This is a genomic window from Chryseobacterium daeguense DSM 19388, from assembly GCF_000430825.1.
Classification (GTDB): Bacteria; Bacteroidota; Bacteroidia; order Flavobacteriales; family Weeksellaceae; genus Chryseobacterium; species Chryseobacterium daeguense.
In genome coordinates this window covers 257,234-283,145 of the sequence record NZ_AUMT01000005.1, presented here as the reverse complement: position 1 = coordinate 283,145, position 25,912 = coordinate 257,234, and the positions used below count along the sequence as shown (strand labels likewise).

General features: G+C 35.8%; 22 protein-coding genes. 13 read left to right on the top strand and 9 right to left on the bottom strand.

Going from position 1 to position 25,912, the window contains the following annotated elements:
• Window positions 1–67: 67 nt before the first annotated feature.
• The 3 genes from H560_RS0109895 to H560_RS0109885 all read left to right on the top strand — a co-directional run bounded on the left by H560_RS0109895 (window position 68) and on the right by H560_RS0109885 (window position 3,643).
• Window positions 68–424: a hypothetical protein gene (locus H560_RS0109895; RefSeq protein WP_034752519.1), complete on the top strand. Its 357-nt coding sequence runs from the start codon at window positions 68–70 to the stop codon at window positions 422–424.
• Window positions 425–642: 218 nt separating this feature from the next.
• Entirely contained in the window at window positions 643–3,036 is a 2,394-nt protein-coding gene (locus tag H560_RS0109890; RefSeq protein ID WP_027379906.1) for a TonB-dependent receptor, read from the top strand.
• A 19-nt stretch (window positions 3,037–3,055) separates the two neighbouring features.
• Window positions 3,056–3,643: a hypothetical protein gene (locus H560_RS0109885; RefSeq protein WP_027379905.1), complete on the top strand. Its 588-nt coding sequence runs from the start codon at window positions 3,056–3,058 to the stop codon at window positions 3,641–3,643.
• Between the two features lie 177 nt (window positions 3,644–3,820).
• Here H560_RS0109885 and H560_RS0109880 read toward each other — a convergent pair whose 3' ends face one another.
• Window positions 3,821–4,360 carry a hypothetical protein gene (locus H560_RS0109880; protein WP_027379904.1) on the bottom strand — a complete coding sequence of 180 codons (540 nt, stop codon included), beginning with the start codon at window positions 4,358–4,360 and terminating at the stop codon, window positions 3,821–3,823.
• 31 nt (window positions 4,361–4,391) lie between these two features.
• Window positions 4,392–5,846, bottom strand: coding sequence for a hypothetical protein (locus H560_RS0109875; RefSeq protein ID WP_027379903.1), 1,455 nt, complete (start codon window positions 5,844–5,846; stop codon window positions 4,392–4,394).
• A 468-nt stretch (window positions 5,847–6,314) separates the two neighbouring features.
• On the opposite strand from H560_RS0109875, the gene H560_RS0109870 reads away from it, so the two are divergent.
• The 3 genes from H560_RS0109870 to H560_RS0109855 all read left to right on the top strand — a co-directional run bounded on the left by H560_RS0109870 (window position 6,315) and on the right by H560_RS0109855 (window position 11,698).
• Entirely contained in the window at window positions 6,315–7,649 is a 1,335-nt protein-coding gene (locus H560_RS0109870; RefSeq protein WP_027379902.1) for a trigger factor, read from the top strand.
• A gap of 116 nt (window positions 7,650–7,765) precedes the next feature.
• Entirely contained in the window at window positions 7,766–8,452 is a 687-nt protein-coding gene (locus H560_RS0109865) for a hypothetical protein (protein WP_027379901.1), read from the top strand.
• Between the two features lie 390 nt (window positions 8,453–8,842).
• Window positions 8,843–11,698, top strand: coding sequence for a M16 family metallopeptidase (locus H560_RS0109855; RefSeq protein ID WP_027379900.1), 2,856 nt, complete (start codon window positions 8,843–8,845; stop codon window positions 11,696–11,698).
• Between the two features lie 421 nt (window positions 11,699–12,119).
• Here the strand turns inward: H560_RS0109855 and H560_RS0109850 are convergent, their stop codons facing one another.
• Window positions 12,120–12,704, bottom strand: a complete 585-nt coding sequence (locus H560_RS0109850) for a DUF3109 family protein (protein WP_027379899.1) — start codon at window positions 12,702–12,704, stop codon at window positions 12,120–12,122.
• A 6-nt stretch (window positions 12,705–12,710) separates the two neighbouring features.
• A complete protein-coding gene (locus tag H560_RS0109845) occupies window positions 12,711–13,616 on the bottom strand; it encodes a DUF6427 family protein (protein WP_027379898.1) in 906 nt (301 codons plus the stop codon).
• A 42-nt stretch (window positions 13,617–13,658) separates the two neighbouring features.
• On the opposite strand from H560_RS0109845, the gene H560_RS0109840 reads away from it, so the two are divergent.
• Window positions 13,659–13,892, top strand: coding sequence for a DUF6341 family protein (locus H560_RS0109840; RefSeq protein WP_027379897.1), 234 nt, complete (start codon window positions 13,659–13,661; stop codon window positions 13,890–13,892).
• Window positions 13,893–13,994: 102 nt separating this feature from the next.
• On the opposite strand, the gene H560_RS0109835 is transcribed toward H560_RS0109840, so the two are convergent.
• The 5 genes from H560_RS0109835 to H560_RS0109815 form a co-directional block, all read right to left on the bottom strand.
• Window positions 13,995–14,432: a universal stress protein gene (locus tag H560_RS0109835; RefSeq protein ID WP_027379896.1), complete on the bottom strand. Its 438-nt coding sequence runs from the start codon at window positions 14,430–14,432 to the stop codon at window positions 13,995–13,997.
• A gap of 59 nt (window positions 14,433–14,491) precedes the next feature.
• Window positions 14,492–15,097, bottom strand: a complete 606-nt coding sequence (locus H560_RS0109830) for a fumarylacetoacetate hydrolase family protein (RefSeq protein ID WP_027379895.1) — start codon at window positions 15,095–15,097, stop codon at window positions 14,492–14,494.
• Window positions 15,098–15,409: 312 nt separating this feature from the next.
• Window positions 15,410–15,808, bottom strand: a complete 399-nt coding sequence (locus H560_RS0109825; RefSeq protein WP_027379894.1) for a putative signal transducing protein — start codon at window positions 15,806–15,808, stop codon at window positions 15,410–15,412.
• Between the two features lie 3 nt (window positions 15,809–15,811).
• Window positions 15,812–16,576, bottom strand: coding sequence for a 3'-5' exonuclease (locus H560_RS0109820; protein ID WP_027379893.1), 765 nt, complete (start codon window positions 16,574–16,576; stop codon window positions 15,812–15,814).
• A gap of 91 nt (window positions 16,577–16,667) precedes the next feature.
• Window positions 16,668–17,408 carry a CDP-alcohol phosphatidyltransferase family protein gene (locus H560_RS0109815; protein WP_027379892.1) on the bottom strand — a complete coding sequence of 247 codons (741 nt, stop codon included), beginning with the start codon at window positions 17,406–17,408 and terminating at the stop codon, window positions 16,668–16,670.
• 116 nt (window positions 17,409–17,524) lie between these two features.
• On the opposite strand from H560_RS0109815, the gene H560_RS0109810 reads away from it, so the two are divergent.
• From H560_RS0109810 to H560_RS0109785, 6 genes are all read left to right on the top strand, one after another.
• Window positions 17,525–19,456, top strand: a complete 1,932-nt coding sequence (locus tag H560_RS0109810; RefSeq protein WP_027379891.1) for an LTA synthase family protein — start codon at window positions 17,525–17,527, stop codon at window positions 19,454–19,456.
• A 163-nt stretch (window positions 19,457–19,619) separates the two neighbouring features.
• Entirely contained in the window at window positions 19,620–20,039 is a 420-nt protein-coding gene (locus tag H560_RS0109805) for a DUF2147 domain-containing protein (RefSeq protein ID WP_027379890.1), read from the top strand.
• A gap of 109 nt (window positions 20,040–20,148) precedes the next feature.
• Complete coding sequence (locus tag H560_RS0109800) at window positions 20,149–21,129, top strand: pyruvate dehydrogenase complex E1 component subunit beta (RefSeq protein ID WP_027379889.1); 981 nt, start codon at window positions 20,149–20,151, stop codon at window positions 21,127–21,129.
• 117 nt (window positions 21,130–21,246) lie between these two features.
• Window positions 21,247–23,241, top strand: a complete 1,995-nt coding sequence (locus tag H560_RS0109795) for a KUP/HAK/KT family potassium transporter (RefSeq protein ID WP_027379888.1) — start codon at window positions 21,247–21,249, stop codon at window positions 23,239–23,241.
• A gap of 67 nt (window positions 23,242–23,308) precedes the next feature.
• Complete coding sequence (locus H560_RS0109790) at window positions 23,309–23,782, top strand: Fur family transcriptional regulator (protein WP_027374694.1); 474 nt, start codon at window positions 23,309–23,311, stop codon at window positions 23,780–23,782.
• Window positions 23,783–23,789: 7 nt separating this feature from the next.
• Window positions 23,790–25,532, top strand: coding sequence for an OstA-like protein (locus H560_RS0109785; RefSeq protein WP_027379886.1), 1,743 nt, complete (start codon window positions 23,790–23,792; stop codon window positions 25,530–25,532).
• The last annotated feature ends 380 nt before the right edge of the window (window positions 25,533–25,912 follow it).

The window sequence follows — 25,912 nt, the reverse complement described above, 5'->3', positions numbered from 1 at the left end:
CATATTACTCAAAGTATTTAATAAAACTTTAATCCAAGTTTTTAAAATATTTTCATAATTTTGACGGATGATTTTTAAAGAAAGCAGAAATCTGAAAAGTTTTATTTCCAAATTATTGTTTGGGATATACTTTATTGCGCTGTTTTCTCAAAGTTTTCACCACCACGAATCTGTGGATGTTTTTAAGAACTTTCATCTTAAAAAAACAGACAATTCATTTACAAAAAATGTAGCTAAAGATAAAGCCGCCGATTGTTTGGCGTGTCATTTTCTTGCTAACGGACATACTTTAGTTCCTGAAGAATTCAGTTTTTCTTTTGAAAATTACACCCATGAGGTAAAGCAGATCATTGCTGTTCAGGAGGAAATCTGGTCTCAGACAAAATTTACTTTTCAGCTTCGGGGACCGCCCGCAATTTCTTAATTTATAGATTCTTATTGACTTTAATTTGGTTAGAGTTCAATGTCTCGACTTAATGTTTAAAATTTAAAGTTTAATGTTCAGGTTTTTTTAGAACGTAATTTTAGTTTTAAGATAGTACATTTCGTCGATCATTGATTCAGATTATTCAGTCATTATTTTAAAAAAACCTTTTCGAAAAAATGTACTTCAAAGAAAGTACGCAATCAATCTATTTAACAATGAAATTGATATATAGTTTAATGCTTATCCTTTGCGGATTTGCATTTACAAACGCACAGCAGACTTACACTGTAGAAGGAACTGTTCAGGATTTCCATGATAAAACGATGCTACAGGATGCAATCGTGAAAATTGGTGACTTTTCTACAAAAACCGATAAAGACGGAAAGTTTTCATTCGATCAAATTCCTGCGGGGAAATATTTACTCATTGCTAAACATCCTGATTGTAATGATTATACTGAAAATATAGGAGTTTCACAGGATTTACATTTAACGATTACCCTGGAACATCATATTCAGGATATTGAAACAGTCACAGTTCACGGAAGCCATAAGAATAATGGAAGCATGGTCGTAAAAACGATTGATAAATCAACGATTTCAAGGAATATTACCGAGAATCTCGGAAATCTTTTGACCAATATTTCTGGTGTAAATACTTTAAAAACCGGAAATAATATTGCAAAACCAATAATTCATGGGCTTTACGGAAGCCGTGTTGCTATTCTTAATGATGGGGTAAAGCTTGCAGAGCAGGAGTGGGGAGTAGAACACGCCCCAAATGTGGATACCAATAATTTTGAGCATATCGACGTAGTAAAAGGAGCTTCTGCATTGAAGTATGGGAGCGGTGCTGTTGGAGGAGTTGTTGTTTTGCAGCCTCAGGTATTGCCTAAAAAAGATACGATCATGGGTGCAGTTGCACTTTCGGGAATATCAAACGGGCGTGGTGCAGGTCTTAATGTAAAACTCGCCAAAACTTGGGAAGATGGCTGGGCTGTTAAAACCAATGGAAGTTTTAAAAAGCTGGGGGATCTCGACGCTCCGTCATATGGATTAATGAATTCGGGGCTGCAGAGCTACGGATTTAATTTCGGAGTGCAGAAGATGACGTTTAATAAAGGTTTTTCTTTTGATTACTATCTCACGAAAAGTTCTGTAGGAATTCTTAGAAGTTCCCATGTAGGTAACTCACAAGATTTATATCTTGCGCTTACTTCTCAGCAACCCATATATCAGAGAGATTTCAGCTACAGTATTGATAATCCGAGACAGGATATCGAGCATCATATTGCTAAAATTTCTGCTTACCGAAGATTTGAAAACTTTGGAAAAATTACTGCAACTTATAGTTTCCAATATAATCACAGGCAGGAATATGATATACGTCGCGGAGAAGAGCTTAGCAAAAAACCGGCGCTGGATCTTGAACTTATTACCAATGACCTGAATATCGACCACATTATCGAAAGAGGGAAATGGAATCTCGAATCGGGAATTAATGTTGGATATCAGAACAATTATTCCAGTACACAGACTGAAGCTAGACGTTTGGTTCCTAATTATGACAGGTATTATGCGGGAGTTTATTCTATTTTGAAATATAAAATTACCCCTGATTTGGATATAGAAGTTGGCGGAAGATACGATTTCGATCATTATGAAGTGACAAAATGGTATGACCTGAGCGATTGGAACAAGCTTTATGCTGCCGATTACTCAGATTTTGAAGTGAGGATAAACCAAAACAGAATCCTTACAAAACCATCATTAAGTTATCATAATATTTCTGCCAACGCGGGGATTGTTTATCGTCCTTTCGAGAATTTTGATCTCAAGTTCAATTATGCGAGAGTTTCAAGATCTCCCAATGTTGCCGAGTTGTTCTCGGATGGGCTGCATCATTCTGCAGCAATTATTGAAAGAGGAGATTTAAGGATTAAGAGTGAAACAGGAAATCAGTTTAATCTTGTGGCTGATATTAGAGCCAATGTTTTAAAAGGCTTGAATATTTCTATAAATCCTTATTTTTTTCAAACCAAAAATTTTATTAATGAAGTGCCTTCAGGGTACCAAAATACGCAATGGGGAGGAGCATTTGTAGTATATAAATATGAGCAGATTGATTCGAAAATGTACGGTGTAGATCTGGATGTTCAGCTGAAGATTACCGATAATCTTGCTTACAAAGGAAGTGCCGCATACGTTTACGGTCAGGATCTTACTCATGATGTACCTTTAATTATGATGATGCCTCCGAATTTTAATAATTCATTGGAATTCAGTAAAAAAGAATGGAAAAACTTTTACTTTAATGTAAGCAATAATACTTACCTGAAGCAGACAAGATTCCCGGTTTACAATATTCCGATCAGATTATTTGATTCAAATGGTAATGCATACAATCAGGAGGTGGATATTTCTACGCCTCCGCAAGGGTATTCACTCTGGAACTTTCAAACCGGAGTGGGACTGTCGAAAAATTTTGAAGTTGATTTTTCAGTCCGTAACCTATTTAATAAGTCTTATAGAGATTATCTCAACAGGCTTCGTTTCTTTGCCGACGACATGGGAAGAAATTTTATCTTAACTCTTAAATATAAATTTTAAATTACTTAAATCAAAAAAAATGAAAAATATTTTTAAAAATACGACACTTATCGCAGGACTATTATTTTTATCAGCTTCTTTAAGCATAACTTCTTGTAACAGAAGTGATGACGAAGCAGATGATCTTCCACAGGAAGAATTATCAGATGTTCTATTAAAAGTAACAGATACTTCTACAGGAAATTCTATAGTATACGATTATCAGGTGAATAGCACTACAAATCCTAATGTACAGCTTACCAACGGACATACTTACAATGTAGAAGTAATCTTCAAAAATGGTGACGAAGATGCCACTCAGGAAATCAAAGATGCGAAAGACGAACATTTCTTAGTGTATAACTTTCCTAATTCTGATATCACCCTTACACGTACAGATGATGCATCTTCTACAAGATCAGACGGTAACCATGTAGGTTTAAAAACGCAGTGGGTAGTAAATACAGCTGTTAAAAATTCATCTGCTCCAGCTCGTTTGGTTCTTACATTATTTCATGAGCCGGTAACTGTTACAGAAGCATCTTCAGTAAGTGGTAACGGTATTGTGTACGGAGCTCACACCGGAGGGGAAACTGATGCTGAGGCAAATTATAATATTATTAATTAATACATTATTAATTTTGATAATAAAAACCACTGGAAATTTCTAGTGGTTTTTTTTGGTAAGCATAAATCGATCAGTAAAATAATAAAAACGTCCATATATGAAGGTTTTTAGGAAATTTATTTATGTTTTTAGAATATGCCTGTATCAATTAATCATTTTATTTAAAAAAAAAGGACATTAAGGCATCCAAAAAGACCATTTGCTTCCATTATATACTGCCAGACGTTTTGCGCCTTCCTTGTTTACATAAACCATCATCCCCGCAGACGGGCTTGGGATACTCTGAACATCCTGCACCATAGGAAGAACCATTGCTTTGGTAGTGGATTCCAAAACCAAAATACCATTTGCTGAGCTTGACGGAGCCCCAATGATTACTTTTTCGCCGGCCGCTTCGCTTATTTGTGAGGTCGTAGGCTGCGTTGCAAGTGCCGCCGATACATCAGCATCCTGACCGCTTAGGTCGATCCAGGCGCCGTTATAATATTTTACGCGTGCTCTGGCCGGATCACTGGCATCAAGAACCAGAGTTCCTTCCGTAGGAGTCGTAGGAAGTGTTCTTACGTAAGGTAAAATAATTCCTTTATTCTGATTGGGTGCAAAATCCAGTAAAACAGAGGTTTTTACCGATGATGTACCTACGGCATCCCCCACGATTACCTGGCCATTTGAAAATGCTGCTATTGTTATAAATATTGCGGATATTATATTTTTCATTTTGTTTAAATTTTTTTAAGTAGAACTAATTTTATGGACAAGTAGGAGTACTGAAGCAGCTCCATGCAGTTCCGCTGTATATTTTTAAGCATTTTACACTGGTGTCATATACCATCATTCCTTCCTGTGGAGAGGTTATTGCGGTAATTTGCGCTGTTGTCATTCTTGAAATTACAAATCCTTTATTATTAGATTCCATAACAATATGTGCAGACTTTCTGCTGGCCGGCCAGCTTCCGTTATTCGGGGTTATTTTTTGCAAGTTAGAAAATCCTACCTTGCTGTCAATTCCTGCTGTGGATGTATTGGTGTCATTATAGCACACGCATCTTTGTATGAAATAATCATTGGTGGTGCCATAATAAGTATCTCCGTATATTGGTGATGATGTAGATACGAAATTATTTGTAGAGCCGTTTGTACCTTGTTGTTTGATCTCGAATTTAAAAGTTTCATTAGGCTCATAAGACGTATCATTTACAGAGGCAATATTCATTGCGATTCCGTCTTCATCATTGTTCGGGCTTGCATATCCCGGAGTTACGCCGGCATCATAGTTTCCGACAGGGATTGTAACTGTGTAAATGGTAGTTCCTGCAGTGTGGCTTACTACCGGAGTACCTCTGGAATTGGTAACACCAGTCACCGTAATATCGTTGTCTGAAGCAAATGCGGTTCCGTTATTTGGATTGATAAGCTGAAAGGCTACAGTAGTGGGTGTAGTGACAGCACCGCTTATCCTCATAAATAAAGTACCGTTGCTGGAGCCTTCACAAGAAGATAGAGCATTAGAAAACTTTAAATCAATAAGAGGATTCATGGTTATCCTGATATCATCAAGCAAGTTTCCTGCACCCGGGCTGGTAGTTGCCAATGCCCTGAATCCTACTCTGTAAACTCCGGAAGTACCCGTAAAAGTATAAGTTCCTGAAGTGGTAGACCATGCTGTGGTGCTGGATGGTAAAGCTGTGGCTTTTACTGTGGCAATAAGTGCTTCGTTCTGATCCTCAATAACCATTCCTGCTTGTTCTGTAGTGCTGGATCTGGCTCTGTGTTTGAAAGAATAGTTAATAATATCGCCGTTTGCCAGGTACATATTCTGATAGATCATTGAACTTACATAGGCGTTTAGCTCAACAAAATTTGTTCCCTGTGCAGCCGGAACGCCGCTGAATCCTGTTCCCCATACTTCGATCGGGTGGCAGGCACCAACAGTTCCGACCTGGCATGCATTAGCCTGGGCCGGATGCGAAGTGTACCAGGGCGAACTAACGGGCAGTCCTGCATCAAAAGTAGGTCCGAAACCAAAATTGGTATCTGTCTGTTGAACTGCTCCACTGGCAACCCCGAATTCAAGGCCGGGATTAACGATTACCCTCGTCTGGGCAAAACTTTTTTGCGAAATAATTAATAGTAATAAAATTACAGTACACCCAATCCCTCTTTTACAGGATAGGAATACTGAAATTTTAGTTGAATTTCTCATTTTGTATGTATTTATATTTATTAAATAGGTATTAAAAAGGGGATAGTTTTTGATTACTTTTAAACATTATATGTTATTCATAATAATCTGAAACTAAATGCATTATTTATTTGTAAGTCTTTAATTTTAAAAAATGTATTTGTAGAGATTGGAAAGTGAATAAAATAGTAAAAAATTTAAATTTTGATTACAAAAATAACTAAATAATTGATTTTTGATGATTATTTTATATTAAATTAATTAAAATACAGAATAAATATTCAGTTTTGTGGTATCTTTTTATAATTACAAAAAATAATGGTAACTGTTTTATCTTTTTTTACCTTTGAAAGCCTTACAATTCCTACTTTAGTGTGTACAATAATGAGATTGTAAATCTTTTAACAATATTTGGCTTTTTAAGTTGATTTTAAATGAGTGTTTTCATAATTTTTTTCATATTTTTGCAACCTAAAATTTTAATCAATAATGAAGGTTACCGCACAAAACCATGATGATGTAAGTGCATTGCTTACAGTGACATTGGAAAAATCTGACTACAAAGAAAAAGTAGAGAAGCAGTTGATTAATTATGCTAAAAATGCGCAAGTTCCTGGTTTCAGAAAAGGGAAAGTGCCTTTAAGTATGGTTAGAAAACAATATGAAGCAGGTATTGCTTTTGAAGAAATCAACAAGCAGGTTTCTGATGCTTTGAACAGCTATGTAAACGAAAACAAACTAAGATTAGTAGGTCAGCCTGTTCCTCAGCCAGTAAACGAATTCGATTACAATGCTGATCAATTGTCAGTTGCTTTTGAAGTAGGGTATGAGCCTGAATTCACTATAGATCTTGCTAAATATGAAGCGCCTCACTATAAAGTGGAAGCTTCTGAAAAAGAAATCAACAAGAGTATTGAAAACATGCAGAAGCGTTTCGCAGAGCAGGTTCCTCAAGATAAAATCACTAAAGATTCTTACATCGCTTTAGAAGTTTCTCAGGTTGTGGAAGAAGGTGCAGAAGGTGAGCACCACCACCATCCTAAGAACGTTACTATTACAGCAGAAAACAAAGAAGCTTTCAAACTGGTAAAAGGTTTGAAAATGGACGGTTCTGTAAAAGTAACTAAAGAAACTCTTGCGGGTGATGAAGAATTAGCTAAAGAATTAGGCTTCTCTAAAGAAGAGGTTGAGCATTTACACCACAATGAAATTGAGGTAAAAGTAAAAGATTTCTATTCTTTGAACCTTGCTGAGCTGAACCAGGAGCTTTTCGATAAGGTATATGGTGAAGGAAACATCAAGTCTGAAGAGGAATTGAAAGAGAAAGTAAAGTCTGAATTAGATGAATATTTCCAGCAAAATGCTGATGTTCACTTTGTGAATAAAGTATTGGAGCAGGTTTCTGAAAAAGAAGAAGTAAAACTTCCGGAAGAATTCCTTGTAAAATGGTTGGTGTTCTCAAACCAGAATATCCAGTCTGAAGATCAGGCTAAAGAAATTCTTGAAGCTGAGAAAAACCAGTTAAAATATCAGATTATTGAAGGAAAATTAATGACTGACAACGACATCCAGTTAGATTATGCAGACGTTTTAGGTCAGGCAGAGCAATTGGTAAGAAATCAGCTGGCTATCTACGGAATCCACCACTTAGGTGATGAGGAAATCCAGAAATATGCTGTTGAAATGTTGAAAGACCAGGAGCAGGTAAGACAAATCTCTTCTGAGGTTGCTATGACTAAGCTAAAAGATGTAATTCTTGAAAAAGCGACTAAAAAAGAAACTAAAATTTCTCACGACGAATTTTTAGAAGAACTTAAGAAATAATTTATTTTATTAATAAATATTTATAAAACCGCTGATTAAATTAGCGGTTTTTTTATTGGTTAAATCATAAAATTTTATTTTCAATATTCATATATTTACGGCACTAAACTTTATATATGAAAAAGATCATCATTCCGTTTTTCTGTGCTGTCATGCTGTCAACGTCAGTAGCTGCGCAACAGAAACCTGCCGCTTCCGCAAAGACGGAAGCCGTAAAATCGAAACTTACACCTAAAGAAGTTATTGATAATTATCTGAAAGCTTTAGGAGGAAAAGATAAGCTGGAAGGAGTTAAAACAACTCTTATCGAAAATACTCTGGGTGTTCAGGGTATGGAAATTAATATGGTTACAAAGAAAATGGGCAACAAATTCAAGTCTGAGCAATCTGTAATGGGGCAGAAAATGGTTCAGTTCTTTGATGGTGAAAAAGGCTATTTTGAACAAAGTGGCCAGAAAATGGATATCCCGGCCGATAAAATTGCAGAATTAAAGAAAAGCAAAGTAATAGACGCTTTAGCGTATGATCCTGCAAGCTTTTCAACGGTGGAAATTGAAAAGATAGACAACAAGGATTACAATGTTCTAAGCTCTGAGAAAGGGAAATTCTATTTCGATGCTTCTACAGGTTTGCTTTATAAATCTTCAGCAGCAGAAGGAAATGCTATTGTAAAAAGCTATATGACGGTTGACGGAATCAAATTCCCTGCTGAAATAGAAGCTGAAGGAAACGGACAAAAAGTAACAATTAAAACCACAAAAGTAACTATCAATTCAGGGGTTACAGATGCAGATTTTAAATAAAAAATACTGTATTTGCAGATCAAAGCCGGGTTTTGCCCGGCTTTTTTTATGAATTCAATATATATTTAACTTGAATTTAACTAAAATAATAATTGTCAGCTCGTTTGGAAATGACATTTTTGATCTCAAACATAAACAACAATTGAATGAATAAAATACGCCTGAAGACTTTCAATATCTTCAAATAATAAAATCCTCAATTTTTTATAAATGATTAATTGAAAAAATAATACAAGAGTTGTTTTTTCGCGTAAAATTTTCATCATTCGATTAAAAATATAAAAATTAACTCTATTTAACTCAATTTTAACTTTAAATAAGAAATAAACATTTCCTACCGTGGTGAATAATCAATACTTTTACGCTGAAAAAAATTAATAATCAAATTATATGAAGAAAATGCTATCTTCATTTGCAGTCTTGTTTTTATTGTCTGCAAATGGCTTTGCACAGAACATCCCTACGGATCCTGCTGTGAGAATCGGTACTCTTTCAAACGGAATGAAGTACTATATCAAGAAAAATAATTTACCGGAAAAGAAAGTGGATTTCAGGCTGGCCATTAATGCCGGATCTATTCTTGAAGATGATAACCAGAGAGGCCTAGCTCACTTTATGGAGCACATGAATTTCAATGGAACCAAAAATTTCCCGGATAATAAATTAGTAGACTTTTTACAGTCAATCGGTGTGAAATTCGGGCAGCACCTTAATGCTTATACAAGTTTCGACGAAACGGTTTATATGCTTCCCGTACCTTTAGACAAGCCCGGAAATCTTGATGCGGGCCTTAAAGTAATGGAAGACTGGGCTTTCAATGCTACGCTTTCTGATGAGCAGATCAATAAGGAAAGAGGTGTGGTGTTGGAAGAATTAAGATTAGGTTTGGGAGCAGACAAAAGAATGTCAGACAAATATCTTCCTAAGTTATTACACAATTCTCAGTACGCCAATAGGCTTCCGATCGGGAAAAAAGAAGTGCTTGAAAACTTTAAGCCGGAAGTGATCAGACAGTTCCATAAAGACTGGTACAGACCGGATCTTATGGCAATTGTAGTGGTAGGAGACATTAATGTGGATGATGTTGAAAAGAAAATTAAGGAAAATTTCAGTAAATATAAAAACCCTTCAAAGCCAAGAGAAAGAAAAACGTTTGACCTTCCTAATCACAAGGAAACTCTGGTAGCGGTGGAAACAGATCCTGATGCAACAAGCTCAATGGTTCAGTTCATCATGAAGGATTCTGAATCTTACAAACCTGATGTTACCGTAGAGCAGTACAACCAAAGCATCATAGAAGAGCTTACTTCCACAATGCTGAACAACAGGCTGAGAGAATTGGTAAATTCTAATAATCCTCCTTTCACTTACGGATCTGTTTATCATGGCGGAACTTATGCAAGAACCAAAGAAGCTTTTCAGGGATTTGCAATGGTAAAGGAAGGAAATCAGCTTAATGCTTTAAAAGTTCTTCTGGAAGAAGTGGAAAGAGCAAAAAGATACGGCTTTACACAGACGGAACTGGACAGAGCAAAATCTCAGATGATCTCCAACGTAGAAAGGATGTATAACAACCGGGACAAAACGGAAAGCGATGTTTTGGTAGATGAATATGTGAGAAACTTCCTGGAGCAGGAGCCAATTCCCGGAATTGCATGGGAATATGAAGATTATAAGGAATTTATACCATCTGTGACGCTGGCTCAGACTAATGGCATCATTAAAAAATTTGTAAAAGACGACAGCAGAGTAGTCGTAATTACAGGTCCGAAAAAAGACAATGTAACAATGCCTACGGAAGCAATGGTAATGAATACTTTCGAGGCTGTAAAAATGGCTGATATAAAGCCTTACCAGGAAAAAGAAACCATCAAGAATTTAGTAAAACCTTTCAAATCCGAAGGTAAAATTGCTAAAACTGAAACGGATGCTAAATTAGGAACAACAACCTGGACACTAAGCAACGGTGCTAAAGTAACATTCAAGAAAACAGACTTCAAAGATGATGAAATTGTGTTCTCAGCAAGAAGCATGGGTGGAAGCTCATTGATTCCTGATGCGGATTATAACAAGACCCAGTTTGCATTCCCGGCTTTATCGGAAGCAGGCGTAAATGGTTTCTCTAAATCTGATCTTACAAATTATTTAGCAGGAAAACAGGTAAGTGTTAATCCTTCCATCAGTACTTTATTTGAAGGGATTTCCGGAAGAACAACCCAAAAAGACCTGGGAACAGCAATGGAATTAATGTATGCTTATTTTACGGGATTAAATTACAGCCCTGATGCATTCAATGCTTATAAAACAAAACAGTCTGCAATGCTGGATAACCTGTTGTCTAATCCACAATTCTATTTTTCTAATGAACATGCAAAATTCATGAACCAGAAGAATCCAAGATTCATCGGAATTATTCCTATGGAAAAAGAGTGGGCCAATACGGATTATAAAAAAGCGTATGATATTTATAAAGAGAGATTTGCCAACGCAGGGAACTTCCAGTTTTATTTTGTAGGAAATATAGATGAAGCTACATTTAAAAATGAAGTGCTCCAATATATTGCAAGTCTGCCTTCTACAGGAAAATCCACGAATTATAAAGATACGGGATACAGACAATTAACCGGTGATTACACCAAAACTTACAAAAAAGGAAAGGATCCTAAAAGTATGGTAACTATCTCTTACTCAGGAGAAGCTCCTTACAATGAAAAAGAAGCAATGGCGTTAACGGCTCTTGGAGAAGTGGCAACCATTAAAGTGATCGAAAAATTAAGAGAAGACGAAAGCGGAATCTACGGAGGTGGAGCGAGAGGAGGTATGTACAAAGTACCTTACAGCAATTACAGCTTCAGCATCAATTTCCCTTGTGGGCCTGAAAATGCAGACAAGCTTACAAAAAGTGCTGTCACAGAGCTTCAAAAGCTAATTGATAATGGGCCTGAGCAAAAAGATCTTGATAAGTACAAGGAAGGGGAAATGAATGATTTCAAGACAAAAATGAAAGACAATATGTACTGGATGAATACGCTTACAAAAAATCAGCTTGATGGAAGTGATAAGTATGAAATCCTTAATTACGAACAAAAAGTAAAAGCCTTAACCGTAAAAGATCTTCAGGACGTTGCTAAAAAATACCTTACAAAAGGCAGAATCGTAGCTACTCTTATGCCGGAAGACGGTTGGGAAGCTGCTAAAAAAGAAGAAGCAAAACCAGCTGTGATAAAAACAGGAGCTGCTAACTAATTAATATTTTTAAAGTTAGATATAAAAACCGTCCCGTAAATTTTACGGGACGGTTTTGTTTATTATAGAAAAGTTGTTTAAACTAATTCTAAAATTAACCACAAAAGAAGCAAAAGAAATTTAGAATTTATATTATTAGTTATTCAAAGTTCTCAAAAGAATAAAAATCAAAGATTTTTAAAGACTTCTGTGTCCTTTTCTTCGTTTAATAATACAACTTTAAACGGAATATCAGAATCTTTTGTGTCTTTTGTGGTTAAATAAAAGTTTAAACAAGTTTAGAGTCAAAAACCATCCAGATTATCATTCTGTAGAATCTTGACGAAGCATTTATAATTTTATAAAATAGCTTACAATGGCGCTCTCAATACAATTTTTAAGCCTAAAAGACACTATAACACTGTCTCTTATCCAAACCCAATTAAGCACCATATTCCTTCTTCCACTCTTCAGCTGCACCGCTTAAAACGCCATAAAATTCTTCACCGTATTTTCTGATCAAAGGAGTTTTCAGGAATTTATAAACAGGAACCTGCAATTCTTTTCCCAAGGCGCAGGCATCACTGCAAACGCTCCATTCATGATAGTTTAAAGCGGTAAAAGAAGAATATTCCGTTACACGGATTGGGTAAAGGTGGCATGAAATAGGTTTTTGCCAGTCAACAGCTCCGTCTTCGTATGCCTTTTCAATTCCGCATTTTGTGATTCCTTTTTCATCGAAGGTTACGTAGGCGCATTCACGGTCTTCCACCATTGGGGTAACGTACATTCCGTCCATAGGATCGGTAGTCCAAGTGCCCTGTTCTTCGAGTGCTTTGATGCCTTCTTGTGTCAGATAAGGCTTAATTTTATCAAAAATACTGTCTAAAATTTCCAGTTCGTCTTTATCTAACGGAGCACCCACATCTCCTTCCACACAACATGCACCTTTACATTTCGTAAGGTTACAAACAAACTCTTCAGAAAAAATTTCTTCGGAGATCAATTTATCGTCTATCTGAATCATAATCTTTTAAAATAATTGGAAATAACTTCCGGCTTTAAAGCCTATCAAACTAAAAATAATCAACCATAAGCTCACTTCCTGCATCCAATATTTCGGTAAAAATCTCAACATACGGCTGATAATTATTGTTGAGGGAAATGCAAGAAGAAGTAAATATTCATAACTTTTATTCATATAAAGAATAATCGTCATAAGCTGTGCCACGGAAAAAACCAGTAAAAATGTGTATTTGTAACGGTTTATCGGGCTTTTTTTATTGTAATTTCTGAAATGGTCATATATGGCATAGATCAGCATCAGAACAATAGGAATGAGCGGAATAAGGTCATTATAGCTCTTCATCAGCCTCATCTTTCCGAAAGGGAAATATTCAATATTCCAAGTTGTAAAATTCATAAAGAACATCACAGAAAAATAGCTGAACGCAATTAAAACAAGTCCTAATAAAAATCTGAAAATATTCAGGCTTATCCTTTCCGAAGTTGCTACCACGTGGATAATCACAAAAACAGCCATTGGCCAGGTGGTAGGAAGGAAAATAAAATTCAATGCTACAATTGCTCCTACCAGAACGTACGATTTTTTCCTGATATCTTCATTAGTGCTTGTAAGAAGGAGCAAAAGGAAGGAATTGGTAAGCAGTGAAACGGCAACACCAATATCCATGTGCCCCGGATAAAGCCCAAAAACAAAAAATGTGTACAGGAAAAGAGGCAGATGGGTCTGATAAGTGAGCGCAATACTGTGGAAACAGAAATATCCCAAAGCAATTCCAAGAAAAGTAATTCCGGCGATAATTGCTTCGTAAGTATTGAAATTCAGTATGTTAAATATTATTACTATTAAAAGAAGAAAACCAATATAAACAGGAATTGAAAAAATATTGCTTTCTTTTGAAAGTAATTTAAACATTTTTTTTAAATTTGTACAAAGTTAATTTAAAAAAGGAAAATAATGACGTCTTTCTTTCTATTCTTAAGCAAAGTTTTCAAATGGTCTTTCGGTTTCTTTGATGCTTTCGGTAATGTTTTAAACTGGATTCTATTTATTGTTTGCTGCGTATTATTTACGTACTGGTGCTACGTTCTTGTAGTAACGCTGGGTGGCGATAAAGACAAAGAATATTATTCTCCAACGGAAGGTAAGCATCCTTACTACGACCCGAATATCTACAAAAAAGAAGGTTAATTAATTGGTTATATAGTAAAAAGCCGATCAACACTTATGTTTGGTCGGCTTTTTTATTATTAACGATTAAAATTTAATGTAAAATTATAAACAATTAGAAGATTAATCATGAATCGGAAGTACCAATACCGGTACAGTAGAATCTTTTGTGATGCCTTTCGTTAAGCTTCCTACGAAAACATCATAAATTCCGCTCCTTCCATGCGAACCCATAACGATGAAATCTGCATGTTTTGCATTTGCATATTCCAGGATAATATCTTTTGCAATTCCCTGTTTAAGAAGGTGTTCGCAGTCTACATCATGAGAAAGGATTCTCTGCTCGATTTTGTTCAGCTGAATGAGCTCTTCCCTGATTTCATTTTCTTCAACTTCCGGAAAATATTGAAATCCCATATCTCCGATAGCAAATCCAATATCAGAAGGCGCCACATGGATCAGGAAAATTTTCCCGTTTACCTGCTTTGCAAATTTCACGGCTCCATCGACAAGCTGTTCTGTTTTATCCCCAAAATCTACGGGTAATACAATATTTATCATAACCTCTAGTTTTGTTTACTAAAGATAGGAAAATTATGCCAAAACTTGTGTTAAATTACTTATAATATTCGGATATCAAGAATTTTTTCATCTTCCAGGTAAGCTTCCAGAATGTCATTTTCATCTATTTTTCCTACACCTTTTGGAGTTCCAGTGAAAATAAAATCACCGACTCTCAATGTAAAGTACTGTGAAACAAAAGCAATAATATCATCAATGGAATGCATCATGTCCTTTGTATTTCCGTCCTGCACCTTTTCTTTGTTTTTTAATAAGGAAAAATTAAGGGATTCAAGATTATACTTTTCTTTTTTAAAGAAATTTCCTACCACAGCAGAACCATCGAAACCTTTAGCAAGCTCCCAGGGTAATCCTTTTGATTTTAGCTCACTCTGAAGATCTCGCGCTGTAAAATCTATTCCCAGGCTGATTTCTTCGTAATGTTTGTGCGCTGTTTCTTTTTGGATATATTTTCCGCCTTTTGAAATTTTCACCACTACTTCCAGCTCATAATGAACGTCATCCGAAAATTCAGGAATATAAAAATCATTTCCCTTTAAAACCGCAGTGTCCGGTTTCATAAAAATTACAGGTTTTTCAGGAATTTCATTTCCCAGTTCTTTGGCGTGTTCGCTGTAATTTCTTCCTATGCAGATTATTTTCATACTATTTATTTATTATTTTTTTAGGAGCTATTTCCCGCTTTCCACTGTATCTTTTTGGTTACGGCTTCCACTTCGTTCCAGCCGCAACCAAAAAGGATGTCGTTTCAATCGGGGCTAGGGGTTGCAGCTTGTCATATCAGAAAATAGCCACAAAGTTTGTCATTCCGTAGGAATCCAGGATGAATCTTTTAAATTATTCTCTAATAGCTTTGTCTAGATCCTACGGAATGACAGATACCATGGAAATTCAGATCAAATAGATTCTTCACTCCATTTCATTTCGTTCAGAATGACAAAGTTTTCATTTAATTTTTAATGCATAAACTCATTCCCGCAATAATAACACACAAACTTATGGCTTGTAAGAATAGACACACCAAAAAAGCTTGTTGCGCTGTCGTCTCTGTAAATATGGTTGGAGCCGCATTTTGGGCATAGAAAATCAAAATCAGGGTTTTCTATGGTGTGTTCCACCTCCAGAGCAAATTCTTCATTCTCTTTATAATCCTGGAGAACCTGCTGTGCTTTTTCCAGATCATCTTCGAAAACCTGAAGCTGGATTCCCCCGACCGCCTGAGAAAGAAGCCAATCCGACTGGATCAGCTGTTCGTTCGCGATAAAGCTGTTGATTCCGCTTTCAGCAAGAATCTGCTTATCTCTGTTGGCCTGAAGAGCCGTTTCGTAAAACTTGAACTTAACTAATTCGCTCATATTTTAAAATCTACATGATAATTGGATTTTTGTGAACACTTTCTTTGTATATAGCGGGAATTCAGCATTTTGCAGCCACCCGAAATATCCAAGGTCTTTCTGGAAAACCACCTTTACGCATTGTCCTTTATACTTTCCGAAGTTAAAAACCTCTTCAGACTTTTCATTATACCCGATAAATCCTGCCAGATCCGCATGCTTATTATGGAAAGTGAATTCGCTCAAAGGTCCTATCTCGTTCGGAATATCTTCATATTTTCCCACCTGCGCATCCAGAACCTCGAAGGTAGCCATCACGTCAGCCTCGGCAGAATGGGCATTTTCCAATGTTTTTCCACAGTAAAACTGGTAAGCTGCGCTTAGATTTCTCGGTTCTTTTTTATGGTAGATAGTCTGTGCATCCACCAGCCTGAACTTGCTTAGATCAAAATCAATTCCCACTCTTAATAGTTCTTCCGCTAAAAGAGGAACATCAAAACGATTAGAATTAAAGCCTCCCAAATCACTTCCTGCCAGCATTTCCATGATTTTCGGGGCAATTTCCCTGAAAGTGGGGGCGTCTTTTACATCTTCATCATAAATTCCGTGGATGTCGCTGCATTCTTTTGGAATCGGCATTTCCGGATTTACACGCCAGGTTTTGCTTTCTCTGGAAGCATCCGGATTTACTTTTAAAATACAGATTTCAACAATCCTGTCTTTCCCGATATTGGTTCCTGTAGTTTCTAAATCAAAGACACAAAGGGGTTTATGGAGTTTTAAATTCATTTTTTTATAATTATGAGTTGAAGTTATAAATTATGAGCTAAAATGAGTTGAATATTTTTAAACTTATCACTAATAACTCAAAACTTATAACTTATGTAAGCTGTTTCTGAAAAATAATTGATATTAAAATATAATAAATAATAATTATCGGAATTCCAACAGCTTTAAAGACTGTTAAAATAATAATAGCCCCGATCAGCAGAGCTAGTTTCGGATAATTGTCCTTCAGTTTCATCGACTTGAATTTCATCGCAATCATTTTGATAGGGCTGATTAAAAGCCAGGATGAGATAATTGTCAGAATAATAAGATATATTTGGTTTTTAAAGAGAAATTCAAAGCTTCCGACTTCTTTATTAGCATAGTATAGCCCAAAAATTAATATGGTATTTGAGGGCGTATTTAAGCCTTTAAAATAATATTTCTGATCTTCATCCAAATTGAAAATTGCCAGTCTTAAACATGAAAAAAGAGTGATGAACAGTCCCAGATAAGGTACCCACAGATTGTTGCTTGCAAGTATTGATGCATAATTTATGGATTCTAAAGGATCCCTAAGGTCGATTCCTGTTAGTGCCACCACAATTGTCAGTCCCGGAACCAATCCGAAGCTCACCATATCAGCCAGAGAATCCAGCTGTACTCCCAAATTAGAATTCGCTTTCAAAGCTCTTGCCACAAAACCATCAAAAAAATCCAAAATCAGGGAAAGAATTATACAAATCGCAGTCGTTTGATAATCACCCGAAATAATATGGATTGCGCCCACACAACCGGAAAAAAGATTTCCCAGAGTAATTGCGTTGGCAAGATTATTTTTAATAAAATTCATAGGCACAAAATTAAAATAATAAATTAGTTTAACAATGTAGCAATTTAACAATGTTCCAATAATTGTTATACGGGTAGATTTTTAAATTACTTCATTAATTTTGATAAATTTGCGGCATGAAATTTTTTAAGGAATTTAGAAAACAGGAAGTTCTGGTGCTTTTGTACAGGATTTTATTAGCCTATTTTTTCTACCAGATAGCAAGGTTTTTGTTTTGGTTTTTCAATCGAAACCTGATAAAAGTGGAATCTGTATCAGATTATTTCAGTCTTTCGTATCACGGTATTGCGTTTGATACAACGGCGATTTTGTATGTAAATGCATTGTTCATATTGATGAGCCTTATTCCTATTATCATTAATACGAAAAAGACATATCAGAAAGTACTTTTCTGGATTTATTTCATTACCAACGGGATTGCTTATGCCATGAATTTCGGGGATTTTGTTTATTTCAAATTTTCCCAGATGAGACTTACTTCGGCCGCACTTCAGGTAGCACAGCATGAGAATAATATTTTCAAGGTTTTTACAGCTTCACTGATGCAGAATCCCTATGTTTTATTGTGGTTTATTGTATTAATGTGGCTCTGGATTTTTCTTTATAAAAGAGTGAATATAACAGAAAGAAAACCCGTAAAGCTGGTTCCTTATTTTATCTGGTCGGTTCTTACGCTTTGTGCAACGACGGTTTTGGCGGTTGGCGGAATCCGTGGAGATTTTAAGCATAGTACAAGGCCTATCAATTTGGTGGATGCCAATAGGTTTGTAAAGCTTCCTTCACAGGGAAATATGGTGCTGAACAGTACTTTTTCATTTTTCAGAACATTAAATACCAATAATTTTAAAGAAGTTCATTTCGTAGATGAAAAATTTATAGATGAAAATATTCAGCCGTATAAAATTTATGATCGAAAAGTTGCCAGTAAACCGAATATTGTCATTTTCATTGTAGAATCTTTCAGCAGGGAATATTCCGGGGCTTTTAATAAAGATAAAAATATTAAGGATTATGTTTCCTATACTCCATTTATCGACAGCCTGGCGAATGAAAGCCTGATTTTCCCGAATACTTTTGCCAACGGACGGCAGTCGATTCACGGAATGAGCTCTGTTTTAGCCGGAATTCCGAGTCTTACGGATGCATTTACGAGTTCGCCTTATTCTAATCAGAAAATTCAGTCGATTGTTTCTGTCTGCAATGAAATGGGTTACGATACCTCTTTCTATCACGGTGCTCCGAATGGTTCGATGGGCTTTCTTGGTTTTGGAAATATTTTAGGTTTTAAACATTATTTCGGAAAAACGGAATATAATAATGATAAAGATTTCGACGGGATGTGGGCGATTTGGGACGAGCCTTTTCTTCAATATTTTGCTAAAAATGTAGGGAAAAACCAGCCTTTCATGGCCACAGTTTTTACAGCTTCATCCCATCATCCATTTAAAATCCCTGAAAAATATAACGGTAAATTTAAAAAAGGCAAAAACCAGATGCATGAGCCTATTCAATATACGGATTATGCTATCAAAAAATATTTTGAAACGGCTAAAAAAGAGCCTTGGTTCAATAATACTATTTTTGTTTTCACCGGAGATCATACCAATGAAGTTTATTATTCAGAATATGAGAAAATTATGAATCGTTTTGCGGTTCCTATCATACTATATTCTCCTAATCCAGAATATAACTTAAAAGGGGTAAATAATGAAGTAGCCCAGCAGATTGATATTTATCCTACTTTGGCGGATTTAATTGGTTATAATAAAAAAATAAGAAGCTGGGGAAGAAGCCTTGTGAGCGAAAAGCAATATTCTCCTGTTATTGCTAATTCAGACGGTGCAGTGGAACAATTTATCATAGGAAATTATATTTATCGTTTTGATGGGAAAGAAGTAGTGGGAGTTTTTGACAAAACAGATTTAGGCCTGGAAAAAAATATCATGGATCAGCTGAAAGGAAATTCTGAAGTTGAAAAAGGTAAACTGATCGCTAAAGCCTGGTATCAGGATTATATGAACCGTGTGATCAACAGGAAAATGTATTAAGTACAAAGAAGGCAAATAGGCTTATCGGCTTCACATGCTTTGGCATCTCTATTGTAATATATGTTGTGGATAATAAATATATTTGTTTGTTTGAAATTAATTTATATTTTTAACAGTAATTAGACAACAAAAATATTTTATTAGAATTAAAACAATAAAAAATATGAAAAAATTATTAATGACAGTTGTGCTTTCACTTTTCGGTGTAATGTCATTTGCACAGATAGAAGGAAAATGGAAGACCATAGATGATGAAACAAAGCAGGCAAAATCTATTGTTGAAATCTATAAAAAGTCAGACGGTAAGTACTATGGGAAGGTTTCTCAATTATTGATAAAGCCAACAAATCCCAATTGTACAGAATGTAAGGACGACAGAAAAAATAAGCCGATTCTGGGAATGGAAATTATCAGAGGATTAAAAAAAGACGGTAACGAATTCACAGGAGGAACCATCACAGACCCGAAAACAGGCAAAACTTACAAGTGTACCATCACTAAAAGCGGAGATAACCTGAACGTGAGAGGCTACATCGGTTTATCATTGATCGGAAGAACACAGACCTGGCAAAAAGCTAATTAATCAGGTTAAATGATAATTAATAAACGGCATTTCCCTTAAAGAGATGTCGTTTTTGTTATGTAAATAATAAAAAAACACTATTTTTGTAGTCTAAATTTTTCAAAAAAATATGGCAGAATATACTTTTCGTGAGGTAATTGCACAGGCAATGAGCGAGGAAATGCGTAAAGATGAATCCATCTATTTAATGGGGGAGGAAGTTGCAGAATACAATGGTGCATATAAGGCCTCAAAAGGAATACTGGATGAATTTGGTGCTAAGAGAGTAATCGATACACCAATTGCTGAGCTTGGTTTCGCAGGGATTTCTGTGGGAGCTGCAATGAATGGAAACAGACCAATCGTAGAATTTATGACTTTCAATTTCTCATTGGTGGGGATTGATCAGATTATCAATAATGCTGCAAAAATCCGTCAGATGAGCGGTGGTCAGTGGAATTGTCCTATCGTTTTCCGTGGTCCTACTGCTTCCGCAGGTCAGCTGGGTGCTACGCACTCTCAGGCTTTCGAAAGCTGGTATGCCAACTGCCCGGGACTGAAAGTAGTGGTTCCTTCAAACCCTTATGACGCGAAAGGATTATTGAAAACAGCTATTCAGGATAATGACCCGGTAATTTTCATGGAATCTGAGCAGATGTATGGAGATAAAATGGAAATTCCTGAGGAAGAATATTATATCCCTATTGGAAAAGCAGATATCAAGAGAGAAGGAAGTGATGTAACATTGGTTTCTTTTGGAAAAATCATGAAGCTGGCTATCCAGGCTGCTGAAGATTTGGCTAAAGAAGGTATTTCAGTAGAGGTTATCGACCTTAGAACGGTTCGTCCGTTGGATTACGATACTGTTTTAGCTTCAGTTAAAAAAACAAACAGACTTGTAGTTTTAGAAGAAGCGTGGCCTTTCGGTTCTGTAGCATCTGAGATTACTTATATGGTTCAGCAGAAAGCATTTGACTATCTGGATGCACCTGTTAAGAGAATTACTACTCCTGATGCTCCGGCTCCTTATTCCGCTGCATTATTCGCAGAATGGTTCCCGAAACTTGAAAAAGTAAAAGAGGAAATCAAAAAAGCAATGTACGTAAAGTAATGATTATAGAGAAAAACTTCCGAAAGGAAGTTTTTTCATTTATTATATTCATGGATATTAATTCATGGAGATGTAAATTTGATTTAAATTTGCGCTTTTAAAATTAAATTAGCTGATATGGCAGAAGTTACAGAAGGCGGTCATCATTTTGACATTAAAAAGCTTTCTTTCATTGGAGTTTTGGTCTCTTTAGGAATTGTTTTCGGAGACATTGGTACTTCACCGCTTTACGTAATGAAAGCAATTGTAAATGCAAGAAATGAAGGGAGTACAATGCCTTTCAATGAGTATATAGAAGGTGCTCTGTCATGTATTATCTGGACCCTGACCCTGCAGACGACGGTAAAATATGTGATCATAGCTTTACGGGCTGATAACAAAGGGGAAGGTGGTATCTTAGCATTATTTTCTTTGGTTAAAAACCTTAAAAAGGGCTGGCTGTATCTTATTGCAATTGTAGGAGCGGCGGCATTGATTGCGGATGGGGTTATTACTCCTTCGCTTACGGTAATGTCTGCCATTGAAGGTCTTCAGATCTATAATCCTCATACGCCGGTGGTGCCTATTACCATAGCTATTTTGATTGTGATCTTTGTAGTGCAGCAGTTTGGAACAAGCTTTATAGGTAAGTTTTTCGGTCCGGTAATGGTCATCTGGTTTCTTGTGTTAGGAGGATTGGGATTATCTCATTTAAGCGAAAATCTTGAAATTTTAAGATCATTCAATCCATATTACGCTTATAAATTAATCGTTAATTCACCAAGTGCTATTATTATCTTAGGTGCTGTTTTCCTTTGTACTACGGGGGCAGAGGCACTTTATTCCGACCTTGGACACTGTGGTGCAAAAAACATCAGAATTAGCTGGGTATTTGTTAAGATTATGTTGATTTTAAATTATCTTGGACAAGGCGCTTGGCTTTTAACAAATTATGAAAAACCGGGATTTTCCGTAGTCAACCCTTTCTTCGGAATTATGGAAGAATGGATGATCGTTCCGGGAGTTATCATGGCAACGGCGGCGGCTATTATTGCCAGCCAGGCTTTGATTACAGGTTCGTTTACTATTTTTTCTGAAGCAATGTCTCTTAACTTATGGCCAAATCAAAAAATTGATTATCCGTCAGGGGTTAAAGGGCAGATGTATATTCCGAGAATCAACTGGGGACTTTTGCTGTTTTGCATTATTGTGGTTCTTCACTTTAAGGAGTCGGGTAAAATGGAGGCGGCTTATGGTCTTTCCATCACGGTTACCATGTTGATGACTACCATTTTGCTTGTTTTCTGGCTTTTAAAACACAGAATTAATAAACTTTTAATCCTTGTATTTGCATTGGTTTATTTAGCAATAGAATTAGGATTTTTCAGTGCAAACGTGATTAAATTCATGGAAGGCGGTTGGATTACTGTTGTATTGGGCGGATTCATCGGAATCTGTATGTATGCATGGTACAACGGAAGGTCTATTAAAACAAAGTTCATCAAATTCATTAAGCTTGATAAATATATTCCTATCATTAAAGATATGAAGCTGGATGAAACAATTCCTAAATATGCCACCAACCTTGCTTATCTGAGCAGAGCCAAAAGAAATGACGAAATAGAATCAAAAATCATTTATTCTATTATCAAAAAACAGCCGAAGCGTGCAGATCATTATTTTATCCTGAGCATTACCAATCAGGAAGATCCTTACACATTCAAATATGCTGTGGACGAAGTTCTTCCGGGTACGATTTATAAAATTAATTTCATGTTAGGATTTAAGATTGACAGGAGAATTAATGATTACTTCGATATGGTTTTAAGAGATCTTATGGCAGACGGAACCATTCCTTCCCGAAGCAGCCATCCTTCATTAAGAGCTCACAATATCCCGCCGGATTTGAAATATGTGATTATAGATAACACCTATATCAACGATATACTTTTGACGGTAAAAGAGAAAATTATCTTAAATATCTACAATTTTGTTAAATATATTGGCAGTGACGACTTCAAAGCATGGGGTATCACTTCACATAATGTAGTGGTGGAATCCGCGCCTATGACGGAAGACTGTGTAGGGAAGTCAAGAATTGAACAGTGTGAATTTATCAGGCACAACAGCTAAATTCTTTAACATACCCGTCCAATATTTATTTAAATAAAAATCAATAAATTTGTAGATAATTTTTTTGATGGATACTGTACAAAAAGAAAAAAATATTGCGTTAATTAAAGATGTTTTACGAAACTATTTATTAGAAAAAGGTTTCAGAAACACTCCGGAACGATATACGATATTGGAAGAAATATATAATATGGATCACCACTTTAATGTGGATGATCTGTATCTTCTGATGATGCAGAAAAAATATCACGTTTCCAAAGCTACGATCTACAATACTATTGAGATATTCCTTGATGCAGGGCTGATCCGTAAGCATCAGTTCGGTGAAAAAACGTTGACTTCTTCATCCTATGAAAAATCTTATTTTGATAAGCAGCATGATCATTTGGTGATTTACAAAAAAGATTCGGATAAGGAAATTGAGGAGATTATTGAGTTTTGCGACCCGAGAATTCAAGGGATTAAAGAAGCTATTGAGGAAGCATTTGGCGTAAAAATTGATTCTCATTCGCTGTATTTTTATGGCACTAAGAATGATTAATCAATCAATGAGGCTGTTTTTTGCTCTCTTAGTTTTTATTTCAACATTTACGGCTGCTCAGGTTACTCCGAAACCTTTGCAGAAAGACCCGTATTTTGCACCCGCAACAGCTCCCAAAAAAAATGCACCACCTGCAGAAAAGGTGAAGCACATTCATTCTGATAAGCTGATAAAAGATCCCAACAAGTATGACGGGAACAATTATTTTACAGGAAATGTACAATTTGAGCATCAGGGTTCCGTTCTTACGGCAGATGAGGTGATTGTATATGAAGGTGAAAACTTTGTAAAAGCCATTGGAAATGTAAAGCTTCAGAATGCAGACGGTTCTGTAATTACCGCTGAAGAAATGGAATATGACGGCAATACCCAAAGAGGAATTGCAAGGAAAAACGTAGTTCTTACGGACCCGAAACAAACCATCAGAACGGAAGTAATGTACTACGACAGGCTTTCCAATCAGGCGTATTTCAATACAGGAGGTACCATTACAGACGGGCAGAGCTCGATGTATACAAAGTCAGCAACCTATTTTCTCGATACCAAAATTGTAGATTTTACAGGAAGGGTAAAGATTGACAGCAAAGATTACATCATTGAAGGTGATAATATCAAGCAAAATCAGAATACAAAAGTAGCCGAGTTTTTCGGGCCTACAACAATAACACGCCGCGACAACCCGAAAAACCGTGTCTATACGGAAAGAGGAACCTATAATTCCAATACTAAAGAAGCTTTTTTAAAGAAAAACTCCAAGATTTTTTATAACGATAAAATTCTTACCGGGGATGATATGTACTACAATCAGCTCACGGGATTTGGAAAAGCAACAGGAAATGTTACGCTGGATGATCCTTTGGAAAGAAGATGGATAAAAGGCGGATACGGAGAGATCTTTGAGAAAAAAGATTCTGCGATGATTACTCAGAATCCGTATGCTGTAAAGGCTTTGGAGAAGGATTCAATGTATTTTGCAGCTGAAAAGATTATCTCTTTTCAAAAACCGGATGCTGCAGATATTACGGTCAAAAAGAGCTTTCTTCGAGCTTTCAGAAAAGCAAGAATGTATAAGTCTAATGCGCAGGGAAGGGCAGATTCTATTGCATTCAATGAAACAGATGGCGTACTCCACATGTTTAGGGATCCTATTTTATGGAGTAATGGAAAGCAGGTGACCGGTGATAAGGTAGAAGCTTATTTTGATACTAAAAAAGAAAGCATAGATTCTCTAAAGGTGATCGGGAATGCTTTTGCCATCAGCAAGGTGGACTCATTAAGCCTTAAAGATGAGTTTAACCAGGTGAAAGGCAAGCTGATGACCGTTTATTATGGTGAAGAAAACAATATTAAGGAGGCGAAGGTAATTGGAAATGCACAGGCCATTTCTTATTCTGATGATGTAAATAAAGAAACAAAGCAAAAGGAAAGAATCGGGATCTCGCTGACTTCATGCGGGATTATTGATGCACTGTTCGAAGAAAAAGCCTTATACATCGTAGAATGTAATATTGGTGCTACTTCAGACACTTATCCCATGAGCAAAATAGAACCTGCAAGACGGAAATTTCCGGACTTTAACTGGAATACGAAAGACCGGATCATGAAATGGCAGGATATTCTTGTAGACACGCCTAATTACCCTGAAATAAAGTATGAATTGGATGATGATCTGTATAATAAAGCTCAGGAAGTAATAGAAAAGGAAAAAGCTAAAGAAGAAGCCAAAAAGCCAAAAAGGGTAAGAAGATAATTCAAAAATTCTCCTTTAAAAATAAAATTCACCATTTTTTAGATAAGAATGGTGAATTATTTTTTATTAAAACTAGTGAAATAAGTAGTTTTGAGTGATTCTTATAGCCTTAAATCAAAAAATTTTATCTGAAATTATTCAATTAATAGTGAAGTGAAAATCCTTACTGGAATTGGTTTTTTGTTGATTTATATTTCAATTCGTTTTGAATTGATTTGTTTATTTTTATATATTTTCAATAATTTTTAAAGAATATGTACTTCAATTAAGAATTTTGTATATATTTATATCAGAATATTTGATAAATTTATATTAATATTTTGTGATTTGGTGGTTCGCTTCCGGTAATTCCGGGAGCGATTTTTTATTGTCCTTAATAT

Excerpts from the sequence above, each read along its gene's own strand:
- H560_RS0109895 (WP_034752519.1), top strand. The coding sequence starts at position 68 with ATGATTTTTAAAGAAAGCAGAAATCTGAAAAGTTTTATTTCCAAATTA.
- H560_RS0109890 (WP_027379906.1), top strand. The coding sequence starts at position 643 with ATGAAATTGATATATAGTTTAATGCTTATCCTTTGCGGATTTGCATTT.
- H560_RS0109885 (WP_027379905.1), top strand. The coding sequence starts at position 3,056 with ATGAAAAATATTTTTAAAAATACGACACTTATCGCAGGACTATTATTT.
- H560_RS0109880 (WP_027379904.1), bottom strand. The coding sequence starts at position 4,360 with ATGAAAAATATAATATCCGCAATATTTATAACAATAGCAGCATTTTCA.
- H560_RS0109875 (WP_027379903.1), bottom strand. The coding sequence starts at position 5,846 with ATGAGAAATTCAACTAAAATTTCAGTATTCCTATCCTGTAAAAGAGGG.
- H560_RS0109870 (WP_027379902.1), top strand. The coding sequence starts at position 6,315 with ATGAAGGTTACCGCACAAAACCATGATGATGTAAGTGCATTGCTTACA.
- H560_RS0109865 (WP_027379901.1), top strand. The coding sequence starts at position 7,766 with ATGAAAAAGATCATCATTCCGTTTTTCTGTGCTGTCATGCTGTCAACG.
- H560_RS0109855 (WP_027379900.1), top strand. The coding sequence starts at position 8,843 with ATGAAGAAAATGCTATCTTCATTTGCAGTCTTGTTTTTATTGTCTGCA.
- H560_RS0109850 (WP_027379899.1), bottom strand. The coding sequence starts at position 12,704 with ATGATTCAGATAGACGATAAATTGATCTCCGAAGAAATTTTTTCTGAA.
- H560_RS0109845 (WP_027379898.1), bottom strand. The coding sequence starts at position 13,616 with ATGTTTAAATTACTTTCAAAAGAAAGCAATATTTTTTCAATTCCTGTT.
- H560_RS0109840 (WP_027379897.1), top strand. The coding sequence starts at position 13,659 with ATGACGTCTTTCTTTCTATTCTTAAGCAAAGTTTTCAAATGGTCTTTC.
- H560_RS0109835 (WP_027379896.1), bottom strand. The coding sequence starts at position 14,432 with ATGATAAATATTGTATTACCCGTAGATTTTGGGGATAAAACAGAACAG.
- H560_RS0109830 (WP_027379895.1), bottom strand. The coding sequence starts at position 15,097 with ATGAAAATAATCTGCATAGGAAGAAATTACAGCGAACACGCCAAAGAA.
- H560_RS0109825 (WP_027379894.1), bottom strand. The coding sequence starts at position 15,808 with ATGAGCGAATTAGTTAAGTTCAAGTTTTACGAAACGGCTCTTCAGGCC.
- H560_RS0109820 (WP_027379893.1), bottom strand. The coding sequence starts at position 16,576 with ATGAATTTAAAACTCCATAAACCCCTTTGTGTCTTTGATTTAGAAACT.
- H560_RS0109815 (WP_027379892.1), bottom strand. The coding sequence starts at position 17,408 with ATGAATTTTATTAAAAATAATCTTGCCAACGCAATTACTCTGGGAAAT.
- H560_RS0109810 (WP_027379891.1), top strand. The coding sequence starts at position 17,525 with ATGAAATTTTTTAAGGAATTTAGAAAACAGGAAGTTCTGGTGCTTTTG.
- H560_RS0109805 (WP_027379890.1), top strand. The coding sequence starts at position 19,620 with ATGAAAAAATTATTAATGACAGTTGTGCTTTCACTTTTCGGTGTAATG.
- H560_RS0109800 (WP_027379889.1), top strand. The coding sequence starts at position 20,149 with ATGGCAGAATATACTTTTCGTGAGGTAATTGCACAGGCAATGAGCGAG.
- H560_RS0109795 (WP_027379888.1), top strand. The coding sequence starts at position 21,247 with ATGGCAGAAGTTACAGAAGGCGGTCATCATTTTGACATTAAAAAGCTT.
- H560_RS0109790 (WP_027374694.1), top strand. The coding sequence starts at position 23,309 with ATGGATACTGTACAAAAAGAAAAAAATATTGCGTTAATTAAAGATGTT.
- H560_RS0109785 (WP_027379886.1), top strand. The coding sequence starts at position 23,790 with ATGAGGCTGTTTTTTGCTCTCTTAGTTTTTATTTCAACATTTACGGCT.